This window comes from Streptomyces sp. AC550_RSS872 (assembly GCF_019049285.1).
Lineage (GTDB): Bacteria > Actinomycetota > Actinomycetes > Streptomycetales > Streptomycetaceae > Streptomyces.
Genome location: NZ_JAGMUL010000043.1, coordinates 78,091 through 97,923, shown reverse-complemented (window position 1 = coordinate 97,923; position 19,833 = coordinate 78,091). Strand labels below are relative to the sequence as shown.

The 19,833-nt window shown below is 72.0% G+C and carries 16 protein-coding genes; 3 read left to right on the top strand and 13 right to left on the bottom strand.

Annotated features, from left to right (window positions below; genetic code table 11):
- Positions 1-22: 22 nt before the first annotated feature.
- From KUM44_RS19970 to KUM44_RS19930, 9 genes are all read right to left on the bottom strand, one after another.
- Entirely contained in the window at positions 23-1,150 is a 1,128-nt protein-coding gene (locus KUM44_RS19970) for a peptidoglycan bridge formation glycyltransferase FemA/FemB family protein (protein ID WP_217209502.1), read from the bottom strand.
- 186 nt (positions 1,151-1,336) lie between these two features.
- Complete coding sequence (locus KUM44_RS19965) at positions 1,337-1,855, bottom strand: DUF4240 domain-containing protein (protein ID WP_217209533.1); 519 nt, start codon at positions 1,853-1,855, stop codon at positions 1,337-1,339.
- Positions 1,856-1,911: 56 nt separating this feature from the next.
- Positions 1,912-2,955 carry a YafY family protein gene (locus tag KUM44_RS19960; protein ID WP_217209500.1) on the bottom strand — a complete coding sequence of 348 codons (1,044 nt, stop codon included), beginning with the start codon at positions 2,953-2,955 and terminating at the stop codon, positions 1,912-1,914.
- A 209-nt stretch (positions 2,956-3,164) separates the two neighbouring features.
- A complete protein-coding gene (gene aceE / locus KUM44_RS19955; RefSeq protein WP_217209498.1) occupies positions 3,165-5,876 on the bottom strand; it encodes a pyruvate dehydrogenase (acetyl-transferring), homodimeric type in 2,712 nt (903 codons plus the stop codon).
- 287 nt (positions 5,877-6,163) lie between these two features.
- Entirely contained in the window at positions 6,164-6,793 is a 630-nt protein-coding gene (locus KUM44_RS19950; RefSeq protein WP_217209496.1) for a GntR family transcriptional regulator, read from the bottom strand.
- A gap of 338 nt (positions 6,794-7,131) precedes the next feature.
- Positions 7,132-8,922, bottom strand: coding sequence for a 2-oxoglutarate dehydrogenase, E2 component, dihydrolipoamide succinyltransferase (gene sucB / locus KUM44_RS19945; RefSeq protein ID WP_217209494.1), 1,791 nt, complete (start codon positions 8,920-8,922; stop codon positions 7,132-7,134).
- Positions 8,923-8,997: 75 nt separating this feature from the next.
- Complete coding sequence (gene lpdA / locus KUM44_RS19940) at positions 8,998-10,386, bottom strand: dihydrolipoyl dehydrogenase (RefSeq protein WP_217209492.1); 1,389 nt, start codon at positions 10,384-10,386, stop codon at positions 8,998-9,000.
- A gap of 254 nt (positions 10,387-10,640) precedes the next feature.
- Positions 10,641-12,182, bottom strand: coding sequence for a leucyl aminopeptidase (locus tag KUM44_RS19935; RefSeq protein ID WP_217209491.1), 1,542 nt, complete (start codon positions 12,180-12,182; stop codon positions 10,641-10,643).
- Positions 12,183-12,560: 378 nt separating this feature from the next.
- Positions 12,561-13,340 carry an adenosylcobinamide-GDP ribazoletransferase gene (locus KUM44_RS19930; protein WP_217209531.1) on the bottom strand — a complete coding sequence of 260 codons (780 nt, stop codon included), beginning with the start codon at positions 13,338-13,340 and terminating at the stop codon, positions 12,561-12,563.
- Between the two features lie 72 nt (positions 13,341-13,412).
- Between KUM44_RS19930 and KUM44_RS19925 the strand changes: the two genes are divergently transcribed.
- Positions 13,413-14,177, top strand: coding sequence for a hypothetical protein (locus KUM44_RS19925; RefSeq protein WP_217209490.1), 765 nt, complete (start codon positions 13,413-13,415; stop codon positions 14,175-14,177).
- On the opposite strand, the gene KUM44_RS19920 is transcribed toward KUM44_RS19925, so the two are convergent.
- Both KUM44_RS19920 and cobT read right to left on the bottom strand, forming a co-directional pair.
- Positions 14,117-14,824: a hypothetical protein gene (locus KUM44_RS19920; protein WP_217209489.1), complete on the bottom strand. Its 708-nt coding sequence runs from the start codon at positions 14,822-14,824 to the stop codon at positions 14,117-14,119. The genes KUM44_RS19925 and KUM44_RS19920 overlap by 61 nt on opposite strands.
- 23 nt (positions 14,825-14,847) lie before the next feature.
- The gene (cobT, locus tag KUM44_RS19915) at positions 14,848-15,969 is read right to left on the bottom strand and encodes a nicotinate-nucleotide--dimethylbenzimidazole phosphoribosyltransferase (protein ID WP_217209488.1); all 1,122 of its coding nucleotides are present in this window, start codon (positions 15,967-15,969) and stop codon (positions 14,848-14,850) included.
- 227 nt (positions 15,970-16,196) lie between these two features.
- Here cobT and KUM44_RS19910 point away from each other — a divergent pair, with 227 nt between their 5' ends.
- Complete coding sequence (locus KUM44_RS19910; protein ID WP_217209487.1) at positions 16,197-17,006, top strand: class I SAM-dependent methyltransferase; 810 nt, start codon at positions 16,197-16,199, stop codon at positions 17,004-17,006.
- A gap of 105 nt (positions 17,007-17,111) precedes the next feature.
- Here KUM44_RS19910 and KUM44_RS19905 read toward each other — a convergent pair whose 3' ends face one another.
- Positions 17,112-18,314, bottom strand: a complete 1,203-nt coding sequence (locus KUM44_RS19905) for a bifunctional adenosylcobinamide kinase/adenosylcobinamide-phosphate guanylyltransferase (RefSeq protein ID WP_217209486.1) — start codon at positions 18,312-18,314, stop codon at positions 17,112-17,114.
- 113 nt (positions 18,315-18,427) lie between these two features.
- Here KUM44_RS19905 and KUM44_RS19900 point away from each other — a divergent pair, with 113 nt between their 5' ends.
- Entirely contained in the window at positions 18,428-18,637 is a 210-nt protein-coding gene (locus KUM44_RS19900) for a hypothetical protein (protein WP_217209484.1), read from the top strand.
- A gap of 84 nt (positions 18,638-18,721) precedes the next feature.
- Here KUM44_RS19900 and KUM44_RS19895 read toward each other — a convergent pair whose 3' ends face one another.
- Positions 18,722-19,801 carry a S1C family serine protease gene (locus KUM44_RS19895; RefSeq protein ID WP_217209482.1) on the bottom strand — a complete coding sequence of 360 codons (1,080 nt, stop codon included), beginning with the start codon at positions 19,799-19,801 and terminating at the stop codon, positions 18,722-18,724.
- Between the last annotated feature and the right edge of the window lie 32 nt (positions 19,802-19,833).

The window sequence follows — 19,833 nt, the reverse complement described above, 5'->3', positions numbered from 1 at the left end:
GTGCCGGCTCACAAGAGGGCCCTCACCGCCGCCCCAGATAGACCCCCAACGCCCGCTGAAGCACCTTCCCCTGACTCCCCACCGGCAGCTCCCACTCCCCGAGGTACTCCACCGCCCGGCCGCCCGCTCCCGTCTTGAACACGAGCCGGCCGCGCAGCCGGTCCTCGGTGAGGGTGGGGGTGATGGAGCGGAGATCGTAGGTCCTGGCGCCCGCGGCTCGCGCGTCGCCCAGCATGCGCCACAGCAGTGCGCTGCTGGGCCGCAGTTCGCGGCCCCGGCGGCCGGACGCGGCGTACGAGTGCCAGACGCGGGAGCCGACGCTGATCATGAGTGCCGCGGAGAGCACCTCGCCGTCGTACTCGGCGACGTAGAGCCGCAGCCGGTCGTCGTCCTCGGCGTTCAGGGCCGCCCACATGCGCCGGAAGTAGTCCAGCGGGCGGGCCCTGAAGCCGTCGCGGGCGGCGGTCGCGGTGTAGAGGCGGTGGAACTCGGGCAGGTCGGCGGCCGAGCCCCAGGAGACACGGACGCCCGCCGCCTCGGCCGTACGCAGGGACTGCTCCCAGTGCGGCGCGAGGGCCCCGCGCAGCTCGTCCACCGAGCGCCCCGCCAACGGGATCTCACAGCCGTAGCGCGGCTGACCGACGCCGAAGCCGCTCCCGTCGTCCTCCTCGCACCGCCGCCACCCGAGTCGCCCCAGCCGCTCCGCGACGTCGAGCGCGTAGCCGTCGATGCCGTCCGGCGGCAGATCGCGCAGATGACGTACGCCGGGGTCGGCGACGCCCTTCGCCACGGTCGCCGCGTCCCAGTGACGTACGACGAGGGGCGGGCCGATCCGGACCGAGAACGCCCCGATCTTCTTCAGGTGGGTGACCAGCGGGTCCAGCCAGCGCTCCAGGCGCGGCGTACGCCAGTCGATCGCGGGGCCGTCGGGCAGGTAGGCCAGGAAGCGCCTGGTCCCGGGCAGTGGCCGGTACAGGACGAGCGCCGTCGCGACCAACTCCCCGTCCTCGAACCAGCCGACGCTCTCCGGCAGCCAGTCGGGCTTCACGTCGCCCCACTCGGGGATCTGGAGATGGCTCGCGTCGGGATACCGCCGCAGCTGGGCGAGGTGCTCCGCGCGCGGTATCTCCCGCACGAACAGGCTGGTCATGGGCGGGGTGCTCCTGGTCGGGGGCGGCCACCCTAAGCCGGAGCTCACGGAACGGGTCAAGAGACGGGGTGTGAACGTTCCCGGCCCACCCGGTGATGTCGGTCACCAGGCACTGACCGGAGGGGATCATGAGCAACAGGTAAGCAACAGCGAGAGCGCACCACGCCGTGGCCCAGCCGCGACGGCTCAGTCCTTGAACCGTTCCCACAGCTTGGGATACCGCTCCGCCAGCGCCCGTTCGTTCTCGAAGTCGACCGGCGTGCCCTCCGGTTCCGCGGGGGCCGGCGGAATGCCGAGGTCGGGGGCGACGGCGCCGGTGAGCTGTTCGTAGGCCTCGTCCGCGGCGTAGCCGAGCTCCTCCGCGTCGCCGTCGAACTCCTCGTCGAAGTCGTCCAGCAGATCGGCGAGCGAGTCGGGGTCGTGCACACCGCCTTCGTAGATCTCGCGGCCCTGGCCGATCAGCCAGCACCGGAAGAAGTCGAACGCGTCGTCGCTGGCGCCGTCCAGCAGAACCCAGGCGGCGCCCCACAGATCCCAGGTGTACGCGCGGTTGTAGCGGGCCTCGAAGTGACGGGCGAAGTCGAGCACCGCGTCGGGGTCCTGCTGGAGCAGCCGGTCCACGAGCAGGTCGGCCTGCTCCTCGGGATCGCCCTCGGCCGCCTCACGGGCGCCGTCCACCAGCTCCCAGAACTCCGTCTCGTCCATCACGGGTCAAGCATCGGCCCTGTGGGGGTGGGACGCACGTGGAGTGAGGCGGATTGTTATCGGCGTGCCGTACCTGAGCCGTACAGCGCGGCCAGTCGTATCGCGTCCCTCGCGAAACGCTCCCGCAGTTCCTCCGGCGCCAGCACCTCGATCTCCGGGCCGAGTGCCGAGAGCTGGGTGTGGGCGACCTCCTCGGACTCCACCGGGAGCGTCAGTGTCACCCAGCCGTCCCCGTCCGGGGCGCCCGCCGCCCGGAGCGCCTCCCGCGCGGAGTGCGGATCGACGGCGTACGGCAACCGGCGCACCCCGTCCGGCGACACCCGCACCACGACCTCGGCCCGCAGCAGGGAACGCGCGAACTGCTCGGCCCGCTCGTCCCAGAAACCCGGCAGATCGAACTCCTCGTCCCGCTCGAACCGCTCGGCCCGCCCGTCGGCGGGGACCACTGCCGTGAAGCGGTCGATGCGGTACACCCGATACGAGCCGTGACCGCCGTGACCGCCGTGACCGCCGTGACCGTCGCGTCCGCCGTTTTCCGCGACCCGTGCGCACAGGTACCAGACCCCCGCCTTCAGCACGAGCCCGTACGGCTCCAGCTCCCGCTCGACCTCGCGCTCCCCGCGCCGGTAGCGGGCCACGATCCGACGGTCGTCCCACACCGCGTCCGCGACGGCCGGCAGCAGGTCGGGGGCCTTCGGTTCCTTGAACCAGTTCGGTGCGTCCAGGTGGAACCGCTGGGCGGCGGAGCGGGAGGCGTCGCGCAGGGAGGGCATGAGGGCCGCCGACACCTTCAGCCGGGCGGCGGAGGCGGCGTCCTCCAGGCCCATCTCGCGCAGCGCGCCCGGAACCCCGGACAGGAACAACGCCTCGGCCTCGCTCCGTCCGAGCCCCGTCAGACGGGTCCGGTATCCGCCGATGAGCCGGTACCCGCCGGCCCGGCCCCGGTCGGCGTACACCGGAACGCCCGCCTCCGACAGCGCCTGCGCATCCCGTGTGACGGTCCGCTCGGACACCTCCAGCTCGCGCGCGAGTTCGGCGGCGGTCATGGAGGGCCGGGACTGGAGGAGCAGCACCATCTTGATGAGCCGGGCAGCACGCATGCGCCCATACTGCCTCGCCCCCGCCGCCCCTACCCGTCCCGTCCCTGGGGGCTGCGCCCCCAGACCCCGCTGTCGGCCCTGCGGGCCTCGTCCTCAAACGCCGGACGGGCTGAAAGAACTCAGCCCCTCCGGCGTTTGAGGAGCGGGGTCTGGGGCGGAGCCCCAGAGGGATGGGACGGGTAGGGGCGGCGGGGGCGAGGAACCGCCGACTACAGGCCGTAGCGCTCCCGCGCCTCCTTCACCGCCGTCGCCTTGACCTCGCCCCGCTTCACGAGCTGGGCCAGGGCAGCGACGACGATCGACTGGGCGTCGACGCCGAAGTGGCGGCGGGCCGCCTCGCGGGTGTCGGAGAGGCCGAAGCCGTCCGCGCCCAGCGAGGAGTAGTCCTGCTCGACCCACTGCGCGATCTGGTCGGGAACCTGGCGCATGTAGTCGGAGACCGCCAGCACCGGGCCCTCGGCGCCCTGGAGCGCCTGACGGACGTACGGCACCCGCTCCTCGCCCCGCAGCAGCGCCGCGTCCGCCTCCAGCGCGTCCCGGCGCAGCTCCGTCCAGGACGTCGCGGACCAGACGTCGGCCGCCACGCCCCACTCCTCGGCGAGCAGCTTCTGCGCCTGAAGCACCCAGTGGATCGCGGTACCGGAGCCCAGCAGCTGGATGCGCGGGGCGTTGGCCGCCGGGGACAGCTCGGCCGACTCCGCCGTGTTGAAGCGGTACAGGCCCTTGACGATGCCCTCGTCGACGCCGAGCCCGGACGGCTTCGCGGGCTGGGGGAGCGGCTCGTTGTAGACCGTCAGGTAGTAGAAGACGTTCGGGTCCTCGCCCGGCGCCGCCTCGCCGTACATCCGGCGCAGACCGTCCTTGACGATCGTCGCGACCTCGTACGCGAAGGCCGGGTCGTACGTCAGCGCCGCCGGGTTCGTCGCCGCGATCACCGGCGAGTGGCCGTCGGCGTGCTGCAAGCCCTCACCCGTCAGCGTCGTACGGCCCGCCGTCGCGCCCACCAGGAAGCCGCGGCCGAGCTGGTCGCCGAGCTGCCACATCTGGTCGGCCGTGCGCTGCCAGCCGAACATCGAGTAGAAGATGTAGAACGGGATCATCGCTTCGCCGTGCGTGGAGTACGCGGTGGACGCGGCGATGAAGTCGGCCATGGAACCGGCCTCGGTGATCCCCTCGTTGAGGATCTGGCCGTTCTTGGCCTCCTTGTAGTACATCAGCTGGTCGCGGTCGACCGGCTCGTACGTCTGGCCCTTGGGCGAGTAGATGCCCAGCGACGGGAACAGGCTCTCCATACCGAAGGTGCGCGCCTCGTCGGGGACGATCGGCACCCAGCGCTTGCCCGTCTCCTTGTCGCGGACCAGGTCCTTGATCAGGCGGACGAAGGCCATCGTGGTCGCCACGTTCTGCGAACCGGAGCCCTTGTCGAAGGACGCGAACGCCTTCTCCGCCGGGGCCGGCAGCGGGGCCACCGGGTGCACGCGGCGGGCCGGGGCCGGGCCGCCGAGGGCCGCGCGGCGCTCCTGGAGGTAGCGGACCTCGGGGGAGTCGGCGCCGGGGTGGCCGTAGGGGACGACCCCGTCGACGAAGTCGCTGTCCTTGATGGGCAGCTCCAGCAGGTCGCGCATCGCCTTGAACTCGTCCACCGTCAGCTTCTTCATCTGGTGGTTGGCGTTCTTCGACGCGAAGCCCTCGCCGAGGGTGAAGCCCTTGACCGTCTGGGCCAGGATGACCGTCGGCGCGCCCTTGAACTCGACGGCGGCCTTGTAGGCGGCGTACACCTTGCGGGCCTCGTGGCCACCGCGGGAGAGGTGGAAGCACTCAAGGATCTTGTCGTCGCTCAGCAGCTTCGCCATCTCGGCCAGCGCGGGGTCGGCCCCGAAGAAGTCCTGGCGGATGTAGGCGGCGTCGCGGGTCTGGTACGTCTGCACCTGCGCGTCGGGTACCTCGCGCAGGCGGCGTACGAGCGCGCCGGTGGTGTCGAGCTGGAACAGCTCGTCCCACGCCGTACCCCACAGCGTCTTGACGACGTTCCAGCCGGCGCCGCGGAACTGGGCCTCCAGCTCCTGCACGATCTTGAAGTTGGCGCGGACCGGGCCGTCGAGGCGCTGGAGGTTGCAGTTGATGACGAAGGTCAGGTTGTCCAGGCCCTCGCGGGAGGCCAGGGCGAGTGCCGCCGTGGACTCCGGCTCGTCCATCTCGCCGTCGCCGAGGAAGGCCCAGACGTGCGAGTTCGAGACGTCCTTGATGCCGCGCGCCGTGAGATAGCGGTTGAAGCGGGCCTGGTAGATCGCCGACAGCGGGCCGAGGCCCATGGACACCGTCGGGAACTCCCACAGCCAGGGCAGCCGGCGGGGGTGCGGGTAGGACGGGAGTCCGTTGCCGCCGGCCTCCTGACGGAAGTTGTCGAGGTGTTCCTCGGTCAGCCGGCCGTCGAGGAAGGCGCGGGCGTAGATGCCGGGGGAGGCGTGGCCCTGGATGTACAGCTGGTCGCCGGAGCCGGCCGCTTCCCCGGAGTCCTTGCCCTTGAAGAAGTGGTTGAAGCCGGTCTCGTAGAGCCAGGCCGCGGAGGCGAAGGTGGCGATGTGGCCGCCGACGCCGTGTTTGCTGCCCCGGGTCACCATGGCGGCCGCGTTCCAGCGGTTCCACGCGGTGATACGGGACTCCATCGCCTCGTCACCGGGCACGGCCGGCTCGGCGGAGGTCGGGATGGTGTTGACGTAGTCGGTCTCGAGGAGCTTGGGCAGCGCGATGCCGGTGCCCTCGGCCCTCTCCAGCGTGCGGCGCATCAGGTATGCGGCGCGGTGCGGGCCGGCTGCCTTGGCGACCGCGTCCAGGGAGGCCTGCCATTCGGCGGTCTCCTCCGGGTCACGGTCGGGGAGCTGGTCGAGCGCGCTCGGCTGGATGGCGTTGGGGTCGGTCATGTCGCCGCCTTCCTCAGTCGAAGGGGGTTCCCTCATCGGTAAGGGTTCGGGGGTGCCCTTTGTCTTTGGCAGGACAGGGCGGAGGGCCTCGGTGCGGTGACACCTTGCGGCTCTGCCGCGTGGCCCGTCGGCGACAATAACTCGCTGATCGATGATCGATCAAAGGGTTGAGGGCGAAAAGCTCTTGATCGCGAGAAAGTCGGCACCCGGTGCCTTTCGGGCAGGCACCGGGTGCCGCGATCCCCTGGGGTTTTCGCAGGTGAGGCTACGTTTGAGCGGGGCCGCGCTCAGGCCTCGTGCCGCGGCGCGCACCCGAGTACGTGTGCCTTGACGATCTCGGCGATCCGCGGATCCCGGCGCTGGAACGCTGCCACCAGCTCCTCGTGCTCCTCCGCGTACGACTGCTGCACCGTCCCCAGCCACCGGATGGACAGCGCCGTGAACACCTCGATGCCGAGGCCTTCCCAGGTGTGCAGCAGCACCGAGTTGCCCGCGGCGCGCACCAGCTCGCGGTGGAAGGCGACCGTGTGCCGCACCTGGGCCGTGCCGTCGGCCTCGCGGTCGGCCTGGTACAGGGCGGAGACATGGGGCTCCAGGGCGGAGCAGTCCTCGGCGAGGCGGTCGGCCGCGAGTTCCGCGGCGATGGCCTCCAGGCCGGCCCGGACCGGGTAGCTCTCCTCCAGATCGGCGGCCGTCAGGCTCCGTACGCGTACGCCCTTGTTCGGCGCCGACTCGATCAGGCGCAGGGACTCCAGCTCGCGCAGCGCCTCGCGCACCGGAGTCTGGCTGACCTCCAGCTCGGTGGCGATCCGCCGCTCCACGATTCGCTCGCCCGGCTGCCAGCGCCCGCTGATGATCCCCTCCAGGATGTGCTCGCGGATCTGTTCGCGCAGCGAGTGGATGACGGGGGCGGTCATGAGTGCTCCTTAGGGCGCGTTGACGTTTAGACAATACGGCCGGGGCGCTCCGCTGTGAGGGCCGACAACGGTGCTTTGGTGCAGGTGAGACGAGACTTACACGGGGTTCGGGTGGGCCGGGCGCCTAATGGGGTGGGGTGATCTGTCGATTGGCGGGTGCGGGTTGTTTGTCGCGGCGGAGCCGGCAGGGGCGCGGGGAACTGCGCGACCAGCCGGCGACTACCCGCACCCGCCCGACGACAGCCCGGACCGAGCTCTCAGGCGCCCCAAAAAGCGGCGCCCCGCCCGGAGAAGTTCCGGACGGGGCGCACTCGCAGGCTCAAAGCCCTGGTGTTGCCTTACAGACCGAGCTCAACCTCGAACTCGCCCGCCTCCAGGATGGCCTTGACCGCCGTCAGGTAACGGGCGGCGTCGGCGCCGTCCACCAGGCGGTGGTCGTAGGACAGGGTCAGGTACGTCATGTCGCGGACGCCGATGACCGTGCCCTCCTCGGTCTCGATCACGGCGGGACGCTTGACCGTGGCGCCGATGCCGAGGATCGCGACCTGGCCCGGCGGCACGATGATCGTGTCGAAGAGCGCGCCGCGCGAACCGGTGTTGGAGATGGTGAAGGTCGCGCCGGACAGCTCGTCGGGCGTGATCTTGTTGGCGCGGACCTTGCCGGCCAGGTCCGCCGTGGCCTTCGCGATGCCGGCGATGTTGAGGTCGCCCGCGTGCTTGATGACCGGGGTCATCAGGCCCTTCTCCGAGTCCACCGCGATACCGATGTTCTCGGTGTCGAAGTAGGTGATCGTGCCCTCGGCCTCGTTGATCTTGGCGTTGATCGGCGCGTGCGCCTTCAGCGCCTGGGCCGCGGCCTTGACGAAGAACGGCATCGGGGAGAGCTTGACGCCCTCACGGGCCGCGAACGCGTCCTTGGCCCGGGCACGCAGCTTCATCAGACGCGTGACGTCGACCTCGACGACCGACGACAGCTGGGCCTGCTCGTGCAGCGCCTTGACCATGTTGTCGCCGATGACCTTGCGGATGCGCGGCATCTTGACGGTCTGGCCGCGGAGGGGGGAGGCCTCCAGGGACGGCGCCTTCTTGGCAGCGGCGGCCGGAGCGGCGGCAGCGGCCGGAGCCGGAGCAGCGGCGGCGGCCTTCGCGGCCTCGGCGGCGGCGATGACGTCCTGCTTGCGGATACGGCCGCCGACGCCGGTGCCCTTGACGGTGGCCAGGTCGACGCCGTTCTCGGCGGCGAGCTTGCGCACCAGCGGGGTGACGTAGGCGCCCTCGTCGGTCGCCTGGGCGGCGGCCGGGGCGGCCGGAGCCGGGGTGACCGGGGCCGGGGCGGCCGGCGCGGGAGCCGGAGCCGCGGGCTGGGCCGGAGCCGGGGCGGCAGCGGCGGGCGCGGCCGGAGCGGCGGGGGCCGGTGCCGGTGCCGCGGGGGCAGCCGGGGCCGGGGCAGCGGCGGCGGGAGCCGGGGCAGCCGGGGCCGGGGCGGCCGCCGGAGCGGCACCCGCGACGCCGATGACGGCCAGCTTGGCGCCGACCTCGGCCGTCTCGTCCTCGCCGACCACGATCTCCAGCAGCGTGCCGGAGGCGGGCGCCGGGATCTCGGTGTCGACCTTGTCCGTCGACACCTCCAGCAGCGGCTCGTCGGCCTCGACGCTGTCACCGACCGACTTCAGCCAGCGGGTGACGGTGCCCTCGGTGACGGACTCGCCGAGCGCGGGCAGGACGACGTCCGTGCCCTCGGCGGAGCCGGCGCCGGCAGCGGCCTCGGCGGTGGGCGCCGGAGCCGGGGCGGCCTGCTCGGTGGACGGGGCCGCGGCCTGCGGGGCCGGCTCCGGCTCGGCGGCCGGGGCGGGCTCGGCGGTCGGGGCCGGGGCGGCCGCCGGGGCGCCGGTGCCGTCGTCGATCACGGCCAGCTCGGCGCCGACCTCGACCGTCTCGTCCTCGGCGACCTTGATGGAGGCCAGGACGCCGGCGGCGGGGGAGGGGATCTCGGTGTCGACCTTGTCGGTGGAGACCTCGAGCAGCGGCTCGTCGGCCTCGACGCGCTCACCCTCGGCCTTCAGCCAGCGGGTGACAGTGCCCTCGGTGACGCTCTCGCCGAGCGCCGGAAGGGTTACGGAAACCGCCATGGTTTCGGTTGCTCCTTACGAATTGCGGAAGTCTGTGTCGTCGCTAGGACGCGGAGTCGCTTCGTCGACCGAGGGTCAGTCGTGCGCGTGCAGCGGCTTGCCGGCCAGGGCCAGGTGGGCCTCGCCGAGCGCCTCGTTCTGCGTCGGGTGGGCGTGGATGAGCTGGGCGACCTCGGCCGGCAGCGCCTCCCAGTTGTAGATCAGCTGGGCTTCGCCGACCTGCTCGCCCATGCGGTCGCCGACCATGTGGACGCCGACGACGGCACCGTCCTTGACCTGGACGAGCTTGATCTCGCCCGCGGTGTTCAGGATCTTGCTCTTGCCGTTGCCCGCCAGGTTGTACTTCAGAGCGACGACCTTGTCCGCGCCGTAGATCTCCTTGGCCTTGGCCTCGGTGATACCGACGGAGGCGACCTCCGGGTGGCAGTACGTCACCCGCGGGACACCGTCGTAGTCGATCGGAACGGTCTTGAGACCGGCCAGACGCTCCGCCACCAGGATGCCCTCGGCGAAGCCGACGTGCGCGAGCTGGAGGGTCGGGACGAGGTCACCGACGGCGGAGATGGTCGGGACGTTGGTGCGCATGTACTCGTCGACCAGGACGTAGCCGCGGTCCATCGCGACGCCCTGCTCCTCGTAGCCGAGACCGGCGGAGACGGGCCCGCGGCCCACCGCGACCAGCAGGACCTCGGCCTCGAACTCCTTGCCGTCGGCGAGGGTGACCTTGACGCCGTCGGCGGTGTACTCGGCCTTCGAGAAGAAGGTGCCCAGGTTGAACTTGATGCCGCGCTTGCGGAACGCGCGCTCAAGAAGCTTCGAGGAGTTCTCGTCCTCGACCGGGACGAGGTGCTTCAGGCCCTCGATGACGGTGACGTCCGCGCCGAAGGACTTCCAGGCGGAGGCGAACTCGACGCCGATGACGCCGCCGCCCAGGATGATCGCGGACTTCGGTACGCGGTCCAGGACGAGGGCGTGGTCCGAGGAGATGATGCGGTTGCCGTCGATCTCCAGGCCCGGCAGCGACTTCGGCACGGAGCCGGTCGCCAGCAGGACGTGGCGGCCCTGGACGCGCCGGCCGTTCACGTCGACGGAGGTCGGGGAGGAGAGACGCCCCTCGCCCTCGATGTACGTCACCTTGCGGGAGGCGACAAGCCCCTGGAGGCCCTTGTACAGACCGGCGATGACACCGTCCTTGTACTTGTGGACCCCGGCGATGTCGATGCCCTCGAAGGTGGCCTTCACGCCGAACTGCTCGCTCTCGCGGGCCTGGTCGGCGATCTCGCCCGCGTGCAGCAGGGCCTTGGTGGGGATGCATCCCCGGTGCAGGCAGGTGCCGCCGACCTTGTCCTTCTCGATCAGGGCGACGTCCAGGCCCAGCTGCGCCCCGCGCAGGGCCGCGGCGTAACCGCCACTACCACCGCCGAGGATCACTAGGTCGAAAACGGTGCTGGCGTCGTTCGCCACGTCACGTCCTCCATGCATGTGCGCCTACGCCGGTCAGCGGTGACCGGTCGGCGGCTGGTGTCCGGCCGCTCTTTCTTCGGCCCTGTGGTGGGGCCCTGTCCTGCCGAGCCCCATCTTCGCACTTGTCCACACCGAACGAGACGCCGGGCCGGTGTGTGAGACGCCCCACGTTCAGTTGAGCGGATGCCCGAGGCGCATGAAGGAGGGGGCCCCGCCCTACCCGCGCGCGGAGCCCCCTTTTGTTCAGAGCAACCTCACCCCAGGTCGCCGGCCGCGGTGAGTTCAGCGAGCCGGACCAGGGTCCGCACCGCGCTGCCGGTGCCACCCTTCGGCGTGTACCCGAAGGGGCTGCCCTCGTTGAACGCGGGCCCCGCGATGTCCAGGTGCGCCCACGTGATGCCCTCGCCCACGAACTCCCGCAGGAAGAGCCCGGCGACCAGCCCTCCACCCATCCGCTCACCCATGTTGGCGATGTCAGCGGTAGGAGAGTCCATCCCCTTGCGCAGGTGCTCCGGCAGCGGCATCGGCCACGACGGCTCCCCGACCTCCTCGGCCGCCTCCACGATCGCGGAGCGGAACGCGTCGTCGTTGGCCATGACACCGAACGTCCGGTTCCCCAGCGCCAGCACCATCGCACCCGTCAGCGTCGCCACGTCCACGATCGCGTCCGGCTTCTCCTGCGACGCCGCCCAGAGGGCATCCGCCAGCACCAGCCGGCCCTCGGCATCCGTGTTCAGGACCTCGACGGTCTTGCCGCTGTACATGCGCAGCACGTCACCGGGGCGCACGGCGGAGCCCGAGGGCATGTTCTCGGCCAGTGCCAGCCACCCGGTGATGTTGACCTCAAGGCCCAGCCGAGCGGCGGCGACCACGGCGGCGAACACGGCGGCCGCACCGCTCATGTCGCACTTCATCGTCTCGTTGTGCCCGGCCGGCTTCAGCGAGATGCCGCCCGAGTCGTAGGTGATGCCCTTGCCGACGAGGGCGAGGTGCTTGTCCGCCTCGGAGTGCGTGTACGACAGCTTCACCAGCCGCGGACCGGCCGCCGAGCCGGAGCCGACGCCGAGGATGCCGCCGTAGCCGCCCTTGGTCAGCGCCTTCTCGTCGAGCACCTGCACCTTGATGCCGTGCTCCTTGCCGGCCGCCGTGGCGATGGCGGCGAAGGACTCGGGGGTGAGGTCGTTGGGCGGGGTGTTGACCAGGTCGCGGGCGCGGTTGAGCTCCTCGACGACGGCGGTGGCACGCTCGAGCGCGGCCTTGTGCTCCTTGTCGCGGGGCTTGCCGCCGAGCAGCGCGGCCTCGGCGAGCGGAGCCTTGCCGTTCTTCTTCGCCGATGCGTTCTTGCCGTTGTCCTTGTAGGCGTCGAAGGAGTACGCCCCGAGCAGCACGCCTTCGGCGACGGCGCCGACGTCACCGGCGTCGCCCAGCGGCAGCGCGAACGCGGCCTTCTTGGAACCGGCGAGGGCGCGGGCGGCGACACCGGCGGCCTTGCGCAGCGCCTCGCCGTCGTACTCGGCGTCCTTCTCGGGCGCGGCACCCAGGCCCACCGCCACCACGAGCGGGGCCTTGAACCCGGCGGGCGCGGGGAGCTTCGTCACCTCGCCCTCGGCACCCGAGGCACCGAGGGTCTCCAGGACGCCGGCGAGCCTGCCGTCGTACGCCTTGTCCACGGCCTCGGCGCCCGGTGCGACGACCGGGCCCGCCGCCTTGGGACCAGAGCCCTTGGCGACACCGATCACGATCGCGTCGGCGCGCAGGCCGGGCGCCGCGGCGGTGCTGAGAGTGAGAGCAGTCACGGTGGTGAAATCTCGCTTCCGATGTGAAGTTTGCGATGGCCGAAACGTGTGGGTCGACCGGGCCCGACGGCCGACCCTAGTTCCGCCCTGAAGATGCGGTCTCAGTGGGTGCGGTGTCAGCGGGGCCTTCCCCGGTACGGCGAACACTCGGGACGAGCCTACGCTCGTGTGAGCGTTCGCTCATTCCTGCCGCGTTCACCTGTCGGTGGCGTCACGGTTGTCGGTGGCGTCACGGTCATTTCTTGATCCTCTGCCTACACGCGCGCACGGCAGCGGGAGCGGCGGGGCGGCACGGGCGTACGGCTGTGCGGGGTGCAGGGCATCGGGGTCATCCTCGGGGTGTGGCGCGGGGCGTGCTGAGCGCCGGGCAGACCGGTGTCAGCCCAGTGTCAGCACCACGAGCGCGGTGGTCGCCGCCGTCTCCGCGAGGCCGCCGAAGACGTCGCCGGTGACGCCGCCGAAGCGGCGCGTGCAGTGCCGGAGCAGCAGCTCGGCGGCGACGAGCGCGGCGAGGACCGCCAGGGCGGTGCGGGCGATGTCGTACGTCCCCAGCAGCGCCCCCGCCGCCGCGGCGACCCCGGTCACCACCAGGGCGGCGGCCGCAGCAGCCCGTACCGGAACGACGCCGGCGACCGCGGCCCCCAGCCCCTCAGGCCGGGCCGCGGGCACTCCGGTGCGGGCGGCGAGGGTGAGCGCGAGGCGGGCGGCGACGGCCGAGACGACGGTGGCGAGGGCGCCCCGGGTCCAGGAGCCGTCGTACAGCCGGGAGAGCGCGGCCACCTGCGCGAGCAGCACGAAGACGAGCGTGATGACCCCGAAGGGGCCGATGTCCGACTGCTTCATGATCCGCAGCGCGTCCTCGGCGGGCCTGCCGCTGCCGAGCCCGTCGGCAGTGTCGGCGATGCCGTCCAGATGCAGCCCACGGGTGAGTACGGCGGGGACGGCGGCGCCGGCGACGGCGGCGAGGAGCGGGCCCGCACCCAGGAACAGCAGCACGAGCGCGGCAAGGGCGGCACCGCAGCCGAGGACGACCCCCACCAGCGGGGCGCACAGCATTCCGGCGCGCGCCGCCTCCCGGTCCCAGCGGCTCACCTTGACGGGGAGAACGCTCAGGGTGCCGAAGGCGAAACGGAGACCGTGCAGGGGCGGCGGGGTCATGGACACGTCGGCACAGTAGCCGGACGTCCGCTCCGCCAGGCGGCCCGCCCCTGACCCGGAGACACTGAAACCATGGGTGACTGGTGGCAGCGCAACATCGTCGAACCGGGGAAGCTCCCGCTGCTCCTGGCCCTGACCGCCTTCGTGGTCACCTTCCTCGTCACCCGGATCATCACCCGTCTCATCCGCGCGGGCAAAGGACCGTTCCGCAACATCGAGACCGGCGCCGTCCACATCCACCATGTCGTCCCCGGAATCGTCCTCACGGTCATCGGCGGCTTCTGCGCGGTGGCCGGCGGACAGCGGGGCTTCGGGTCCGCCGCGGCCGCGGTGGTCTTCGGGATCGGCGCGGGGCTCGTCCTGGACGAGTTCGCGTTGATCCTGCACCTGGACGACGTGTACTGGACCGAGGCGGGCCGCAAGAGCGTAGAGGTCGTCGTGCTCACCGCCGCCGTGGTCGGCCTGTTCCTCCTCGGCTACGCGCCTTTCGGGGTCAACGACCTCAGCGACGACGAGCTCCAGAACCGCGGGACGGTGCTCAGCACGATCGCCGGGAACTTCCTCGTCGCTCTGATCGCCCTCTTCAAGGGCAAGGCCCGTATCGCGATCTTCGGGGTGGTCATCCCCTTCGTCGCCCTGTTCGGCGCCGTCCGCCTGGCCCGTCCCGTCTCCCCCTGGGCGAGACGCTTCTACCGGCGCCGCCCGCGCGCCCGCGCCAAGGCCTGGCTGCGCGCCTACCACCACGACAAGCGCTGGATCGGGCCCAGCCGCAAACTTCAGGACTGGATCGGCGGCGCCCCTGACGTGGACCCGTCCCGGGCCCTGGAACGCCGCTGACGCACCGCCGACACCGCGCACAGCACCAGCACCGCCGCGATGGCCGCCAGGTGCTCCTTCCCGGCGAGGTTGTCCTCCAGTACCACCTCGACCACCATCGCCACGATCACCACCGCGGCGGTGACATACGCGCCGTAGCGCCACCCGAGGAAGACCGCCAGCCCCACCACGGCCGCCGACGGCCCCGTGTCCACGACCCGCGCGTCCGAGGCGGGCAGCCCGATCGGGTGGTCCGGGCCGAGCGCGATGCCCGCGCGCGCGTACAGTGTGCCGGCGAGGGTCGCGACGTAGGCGATGACGAGCGTCCGCCACCAGCCCAGACAGAGCTCCGCGATCCCGAACACCACCAGGATCTGCGCGAGCGCGCCCCACACCGGCAGGTCGAGGGCGGGTGCGAACAGCGACAACGGCGTCCGCGCGAGCGCCTGCCACAGTGGATCCTCGGCGCGAACGGCCCCGAGGTCCTGGACGACCCGATACCCCCAGGACTGGTTCTGCACCCCCTGCACCAGCCCCGTCAGACAGACGGCTCCCATGGTCATCGGCGCGGCCGCCCACCAGGGCCGCTCGGCCAACGCCCCCCGAACGGCGAGGTACAACGCTCCCCACTCGGCACGGGCCCGACGGCCGAGGGCGTCAGCTCTCACGAGTGGGGATCATATGCCGACAATCAGGACGAATCGCCCTCCTGCTCAGGCTCGGGCTCCTCCTCCGCCGACGTCTGCGAGTCCTCCGGCTTCTCCGGCTCCGGCTGCTCCGGGAGCTCTGCGGCCAGTGCCGCCGCGGCCTGGACCAGGGAGAGGGTCAGCAGGCCGCCGGCGCCCTCGCCGACCTTGACGCCCGGGTCGAGCAGGGGCTCCAGGGCCATGCGGTCCAGGGCCTTCGCCTGGCCCGGCTCCCCGCTGTCGTGTGCGGCCAGCCACCAGTCCGGCGCCCGGAAGGCGACCCGCTGGCCGACCAGCGCACAGGCGGCGACCACGACCCCGTCCAGCACGACCGGCATCTTCCGCACCGCGCTCTGGAGCAGGAACCCGGTGATCGCGGCGAGGTCCGCGCCGCCCACCGTCGCGAGCAGCTGGAGCTGATCCCCGAGCACGGGCCGCGCCCGGCGCAGCGCGTCCCGGATCGCCGCGCACTTGCGCATCCACGCCAGGTCGTCGATGGCCAGCCCGCCCCGCCCGGTGACGACCGACGCGTCGGTCCCGCACAGCGCGGCGACCAGCACCCCCGCCGCCGTGGTGCCGCCCACGCTCACATCGCCGAGCACCACCAGATCCGTACCGGAGTCGGCCTCCTCGTCGGCCACCGCCACCCCGGCCCGGAAGGCCGCCTCGGCCTCCTCCGGCGTCAACGCGTCCTCGACATCGATACGCCCGCTGCCGCGCCGCACCCGATGCCGTACGACCGCCTCCGGCAACGACTCCGGGTCGCAGTCCAGCGCCATGTCCACGACCCGCACCGGAACCCCGAGCCGCCGCGCGAGCACCGACACGGGCCGGCCGCCCTCGAGGATCTCCCGCACCAACTCCGCGGCGCTGCCCGCCTCGCGCGCCGACACCCCCAGCTCGGCGACACCGTGGTCGCCGGCGAACAGAACGACCCGCGGCTGTTCGATCGGCCGCACCGGCACGGCGGACTGCGCGGCGGCCAGCCACTCACCCAGGTCGTCGAGGCGCCCCAGCGCCCCGGGCGGCACGATCTGACGCTCACGGCGCGCCTCTGCGTCACGGCGTACCCCTCCGTCGGGGCGCTCGATCAGATCAGTGAAGTCGTCGAGATTAAGCGAGCTCATTCGCCGAACAGTACCGGCACCGGTCGAACAGAACGGCGCCACATGGCCCCCGCGGATCCCGCCACGTCACCACCCCATCCGTGTGACGTCGTTGCACCCAAGATCGACATCCCATACGTTCCGTTTTGCAGTGGATTGTCGGGGCATGGTCCGGGCATGCTCGCTCCACCCGCCGTACCCCCCGGGCGTACGCCCCCGCCGTACGCCCTCGCGCCCGGGAGCCGCTCATGACCGCGACCGCACCCTCCGAACGACACCGCGCCGACTGCGCGTTCACCCTCGCCGCCTGCCGGGACCAGCGATTCGTCCCCCGGCACCTACGCCTCACCCGGCTGCCGTACCGCCGGCTGAGAGCAGCGGCCCGCGCCGCGCTCCCCTTCCCCGAGCCGGAGAGCTGGCTGGACGTCGGCACGGGCTTCGCCCGCTTCCCGGAGGCTGCCAAGGAACTCTTCCCGTACACGGCGTTCGACGGCCTGGACCTCACCCACCGCGTCCTGGACGCCCGCGTCGCCGAGCGGGTGGAGGAAGCCCACGTCGGCCACCTCACCGACCCCCGCATCACTGCCCGCCTGCGCGCCCGCTACGACGTCGTCAGCATGTTCCGCCACCTCGAACACGCCCCGGACCCCCGCGCGGAACTCCGCGCCGCCCTCACGGTCCTGCGCCCGGGCGGCCACCTCCTCCTCGAACTCCCCAACCCCCGCGGCGTGTTCGCCGTACTCCTCGGCCGCCTGTGGATCCCGCACAGCCGCCCGGGCCACCTCCACCTGATGCCCCTGCACACCCTCTGCGAGGAACTGGAACTCCAGGGCTGCACGATCGTCTCGACGGACCACCGAGCCGCGCACATCCCGTACGACATCGCAGCCACGACGTCCCTGGCCCTGACGCGACTCCTGCCCTCACTCCTGTCCCGAGCGTGCGCACCCGTCGTAGCCGTGGCCTGGGCCCTTGACCACCTCCTGGCCCCGGCCCTGCGCCGCACTCGCTTCTCGAACGCGTACAGAGTCATCGCCCGCAAGGAAGCGCCCCGTTAGGGGCGCGGGGCTGTATTTGATGTGCGGCTACCGCCGCGTGGGCGCGACCAGCCACGAGGCAGCCGCAGCCGCACAACAACAATCCGCGGCACCCCCGTAGGCGAATCACCCACGAAGCACAACCGCCTGCCCCGCCACCACCAGCACCACCTGCTCGCATTCACCCGCAAACGCGGCATTCAGCCGCCCGAGTTCATCCCGGTACCTCCGCCCCGAAGCCGTGGCCGGCACAATGCCCGACCCCACCTCATTGGACACGGCGACAACAGTCCGCCGAGTCGCCCGCACCGCCTCCGTAAGCTCGCGCACCCGCTCCCGCAGCGCCCGCTCCCCACCCTCCGCCCACACCGCGTCGTCCCACGCCCCGGCGGAGTCCATCGCATCCGTCAGCCACAAGGACAGACAGTCGATCAACAACGGCGCCCCACCCTCGGAGAGAAGCGGCACCAGGTCACATGTCTCAGCCGTACGCCACGACCCCGGCCGCCGCTCCCGGTGCACGGCGACCCGCGCCGCCCACTCGGTGTCCCCGCCCCGCGTACCGCCCGTCGCCACGTACAGCACATCCGGGAAGGCCTCCAGCCGCCGCTCCGCCTCCACCGATTTCCCCGACCGGGCCCCGCCCAGCACCAGCGTCCGGCGCGGCACGTCCGGCACGTCCTCGTACACCCCCACCACCAGCGTCGTCCCGTCCGGCACCGCCCGCGCCCCCGCAGCGGCCAGCCGCCGCCGCAGCTCGGCGCCCGGCGGAGCGTCATGATCCAGATGTACGGCGATGACATCCGTCGTCGGCCCGAGCGCCCCCACCGCCCGCAGCTTGGCCAGCGCGTCCGGACGCCCCACGACATCGGCGACCACCATGTCGTACATCCCGACGGCCCCGTTCTCCAGCCCGGCCGGCGCGCCCCCCGGCGGCAGGTACAGCAGCCGCTGCCCGTCCGGCCCGGTGACCGCGTACCCCGTGCCCGGCGAGTCCATCGCCACCGCCCGCACCCGATGCCCCGTCAGCAGCGCCAACTCCCGCCCGTCCGGCACCCGCCCGGGCTGCGGCACCCCGCCCGGCACCTCGACGGCGGGCCCGTCGTGCGGATGCGACAGCAGCACCTGCCGCACGTTCCCCAGAGAACGCCCGGCCCGGGCCGCCGCGAACGCCGCCCCGGGCGTCAGATCCAGCAGCAGCGCCCCGTCCACGAGCAACGCGGTCGCCGCCCGCGCGGCACCGCCGAGCGCGCTCGCACACGCCGCGCACGGACAGTCGGGGCGGGGGAGTCCCGCGGGGGCACCGGTGCCGAGGAGAGTCAGTTCCACAGACTGATTTTCGCGTGTCCGCGCAGGTCTCGCGCATCCGACTAGGCTCAGGGGCAGGAGCCGGACCTCGATCCGGCCTTGGCTCTGCACGTGCTGACACCTTGGAGGCGTACATGGCGGCATGGACGTGGCGGTTCGAGAAGGCCGACGGGGCGGAGGTCCAGCCCGCGGTGCAGCCCGAGGAGTTCACCACCCAGGGGGACGCCGAGTCATGGATCGGGGAGCACTGGAAGGCGCTTCAGGAGGGCGGCGCGGACCAGGTGCGGCTGTTCGAGGACGCCAGCGAGATCTACGGCCCGATGAGCCTGCACGCCGAGGCATGAGCCCACGGGGCGAGGGCGTCCGTACGCCCTCGCCCCGCTCTCCCGCTCACCGCACCCTTACTCACCGCGACCTGGCTCACCACGTCACTGCTCACCCAGCGTCACATCCACCGTCTTCTCACTGCCGTTACGGGTGAACGTCACCGTCGTCCGCTCACCCGGCTTGTCGGCCGCCAGCGCCTCGGACAGGGACGTGATGGTGGTGATGTCCTCGTCACCCAGCCGGGTGATGATGTCCCCGCGCTCCAGACCGGCCCGGTCGGCCGCCCCGCCGGTCAGCACCTCGACGACGGCCACGCCCGCCGCCCGGTAGTCGTCGTCCACGACCGTACGGCCGGTGATGCCGAGCGCCGCCCGGCCCGAGTCGGTGACCCGGCCGTCCCTGATGATCTGGTCGGCGATCGACTTCACCGTCGACGCCGGGATCGCGAACCCGATGCCGGGCGCCGCGCCCTCCCCGAGAGTGGGGTCGACGGCGGCCAGGGTCGGGATGCCGATGACCCGGCTGTCCAGGTTCACCAGGGCGCCACCGCTGTTGCCGGGGTTGATGGCGGCCGACGTCTGCACCATGTTGGCGATCGTCGCGCCCGTACCCCCGTTGCCACCGCCCTCGGTGACGGTCCGTCCGGTCGCCGAGACGATGCCCTGCGTCACGCTGGACGACAGCCCGAGCGGGGAGCCCATGGCCAGCACGATCTGCCCGACCGCCACCTTCGACGAGTCCCCGAACTCCGCCGCCTTCAGTCCGTCCGGCACCTTGTCCAGCTTCACGACGGCGAGGTCCTGCTCCGGGTACGAGGAGACGAGCCGTGCGGTGAGTTCGTCCTCGCTGTTGGCGGTCATCACCCGGAACGTCCGCTCGTCCCCGACGACGTGCGCGTTGGTGACGATGTGCCCCCGGCCGTCGTAGACCACGCCCGACCCCAGGTCGTTCCTGGCCTGGATCTGCACGACCGACGGCAGGACGTCCTCGATCACCTTCAGATAGCCGTTTTGGAGGTCGTCGACCGCGGCGACCGCCTTCGGTACGGCGGCCTGCCGCGTCGAGTCCTCGTTCTCGCGCGTCGCCGAGGAGCCGGAACACGCTGCGAGGAGGCCGAGACAGCAGACGAGGACGGCGACCGCGACGGCCGGGCGCCGGGCACGGAAACGGCGAGCATCCATGCCCCGAGTCTCACCGCGGGGCCAGGACGAGG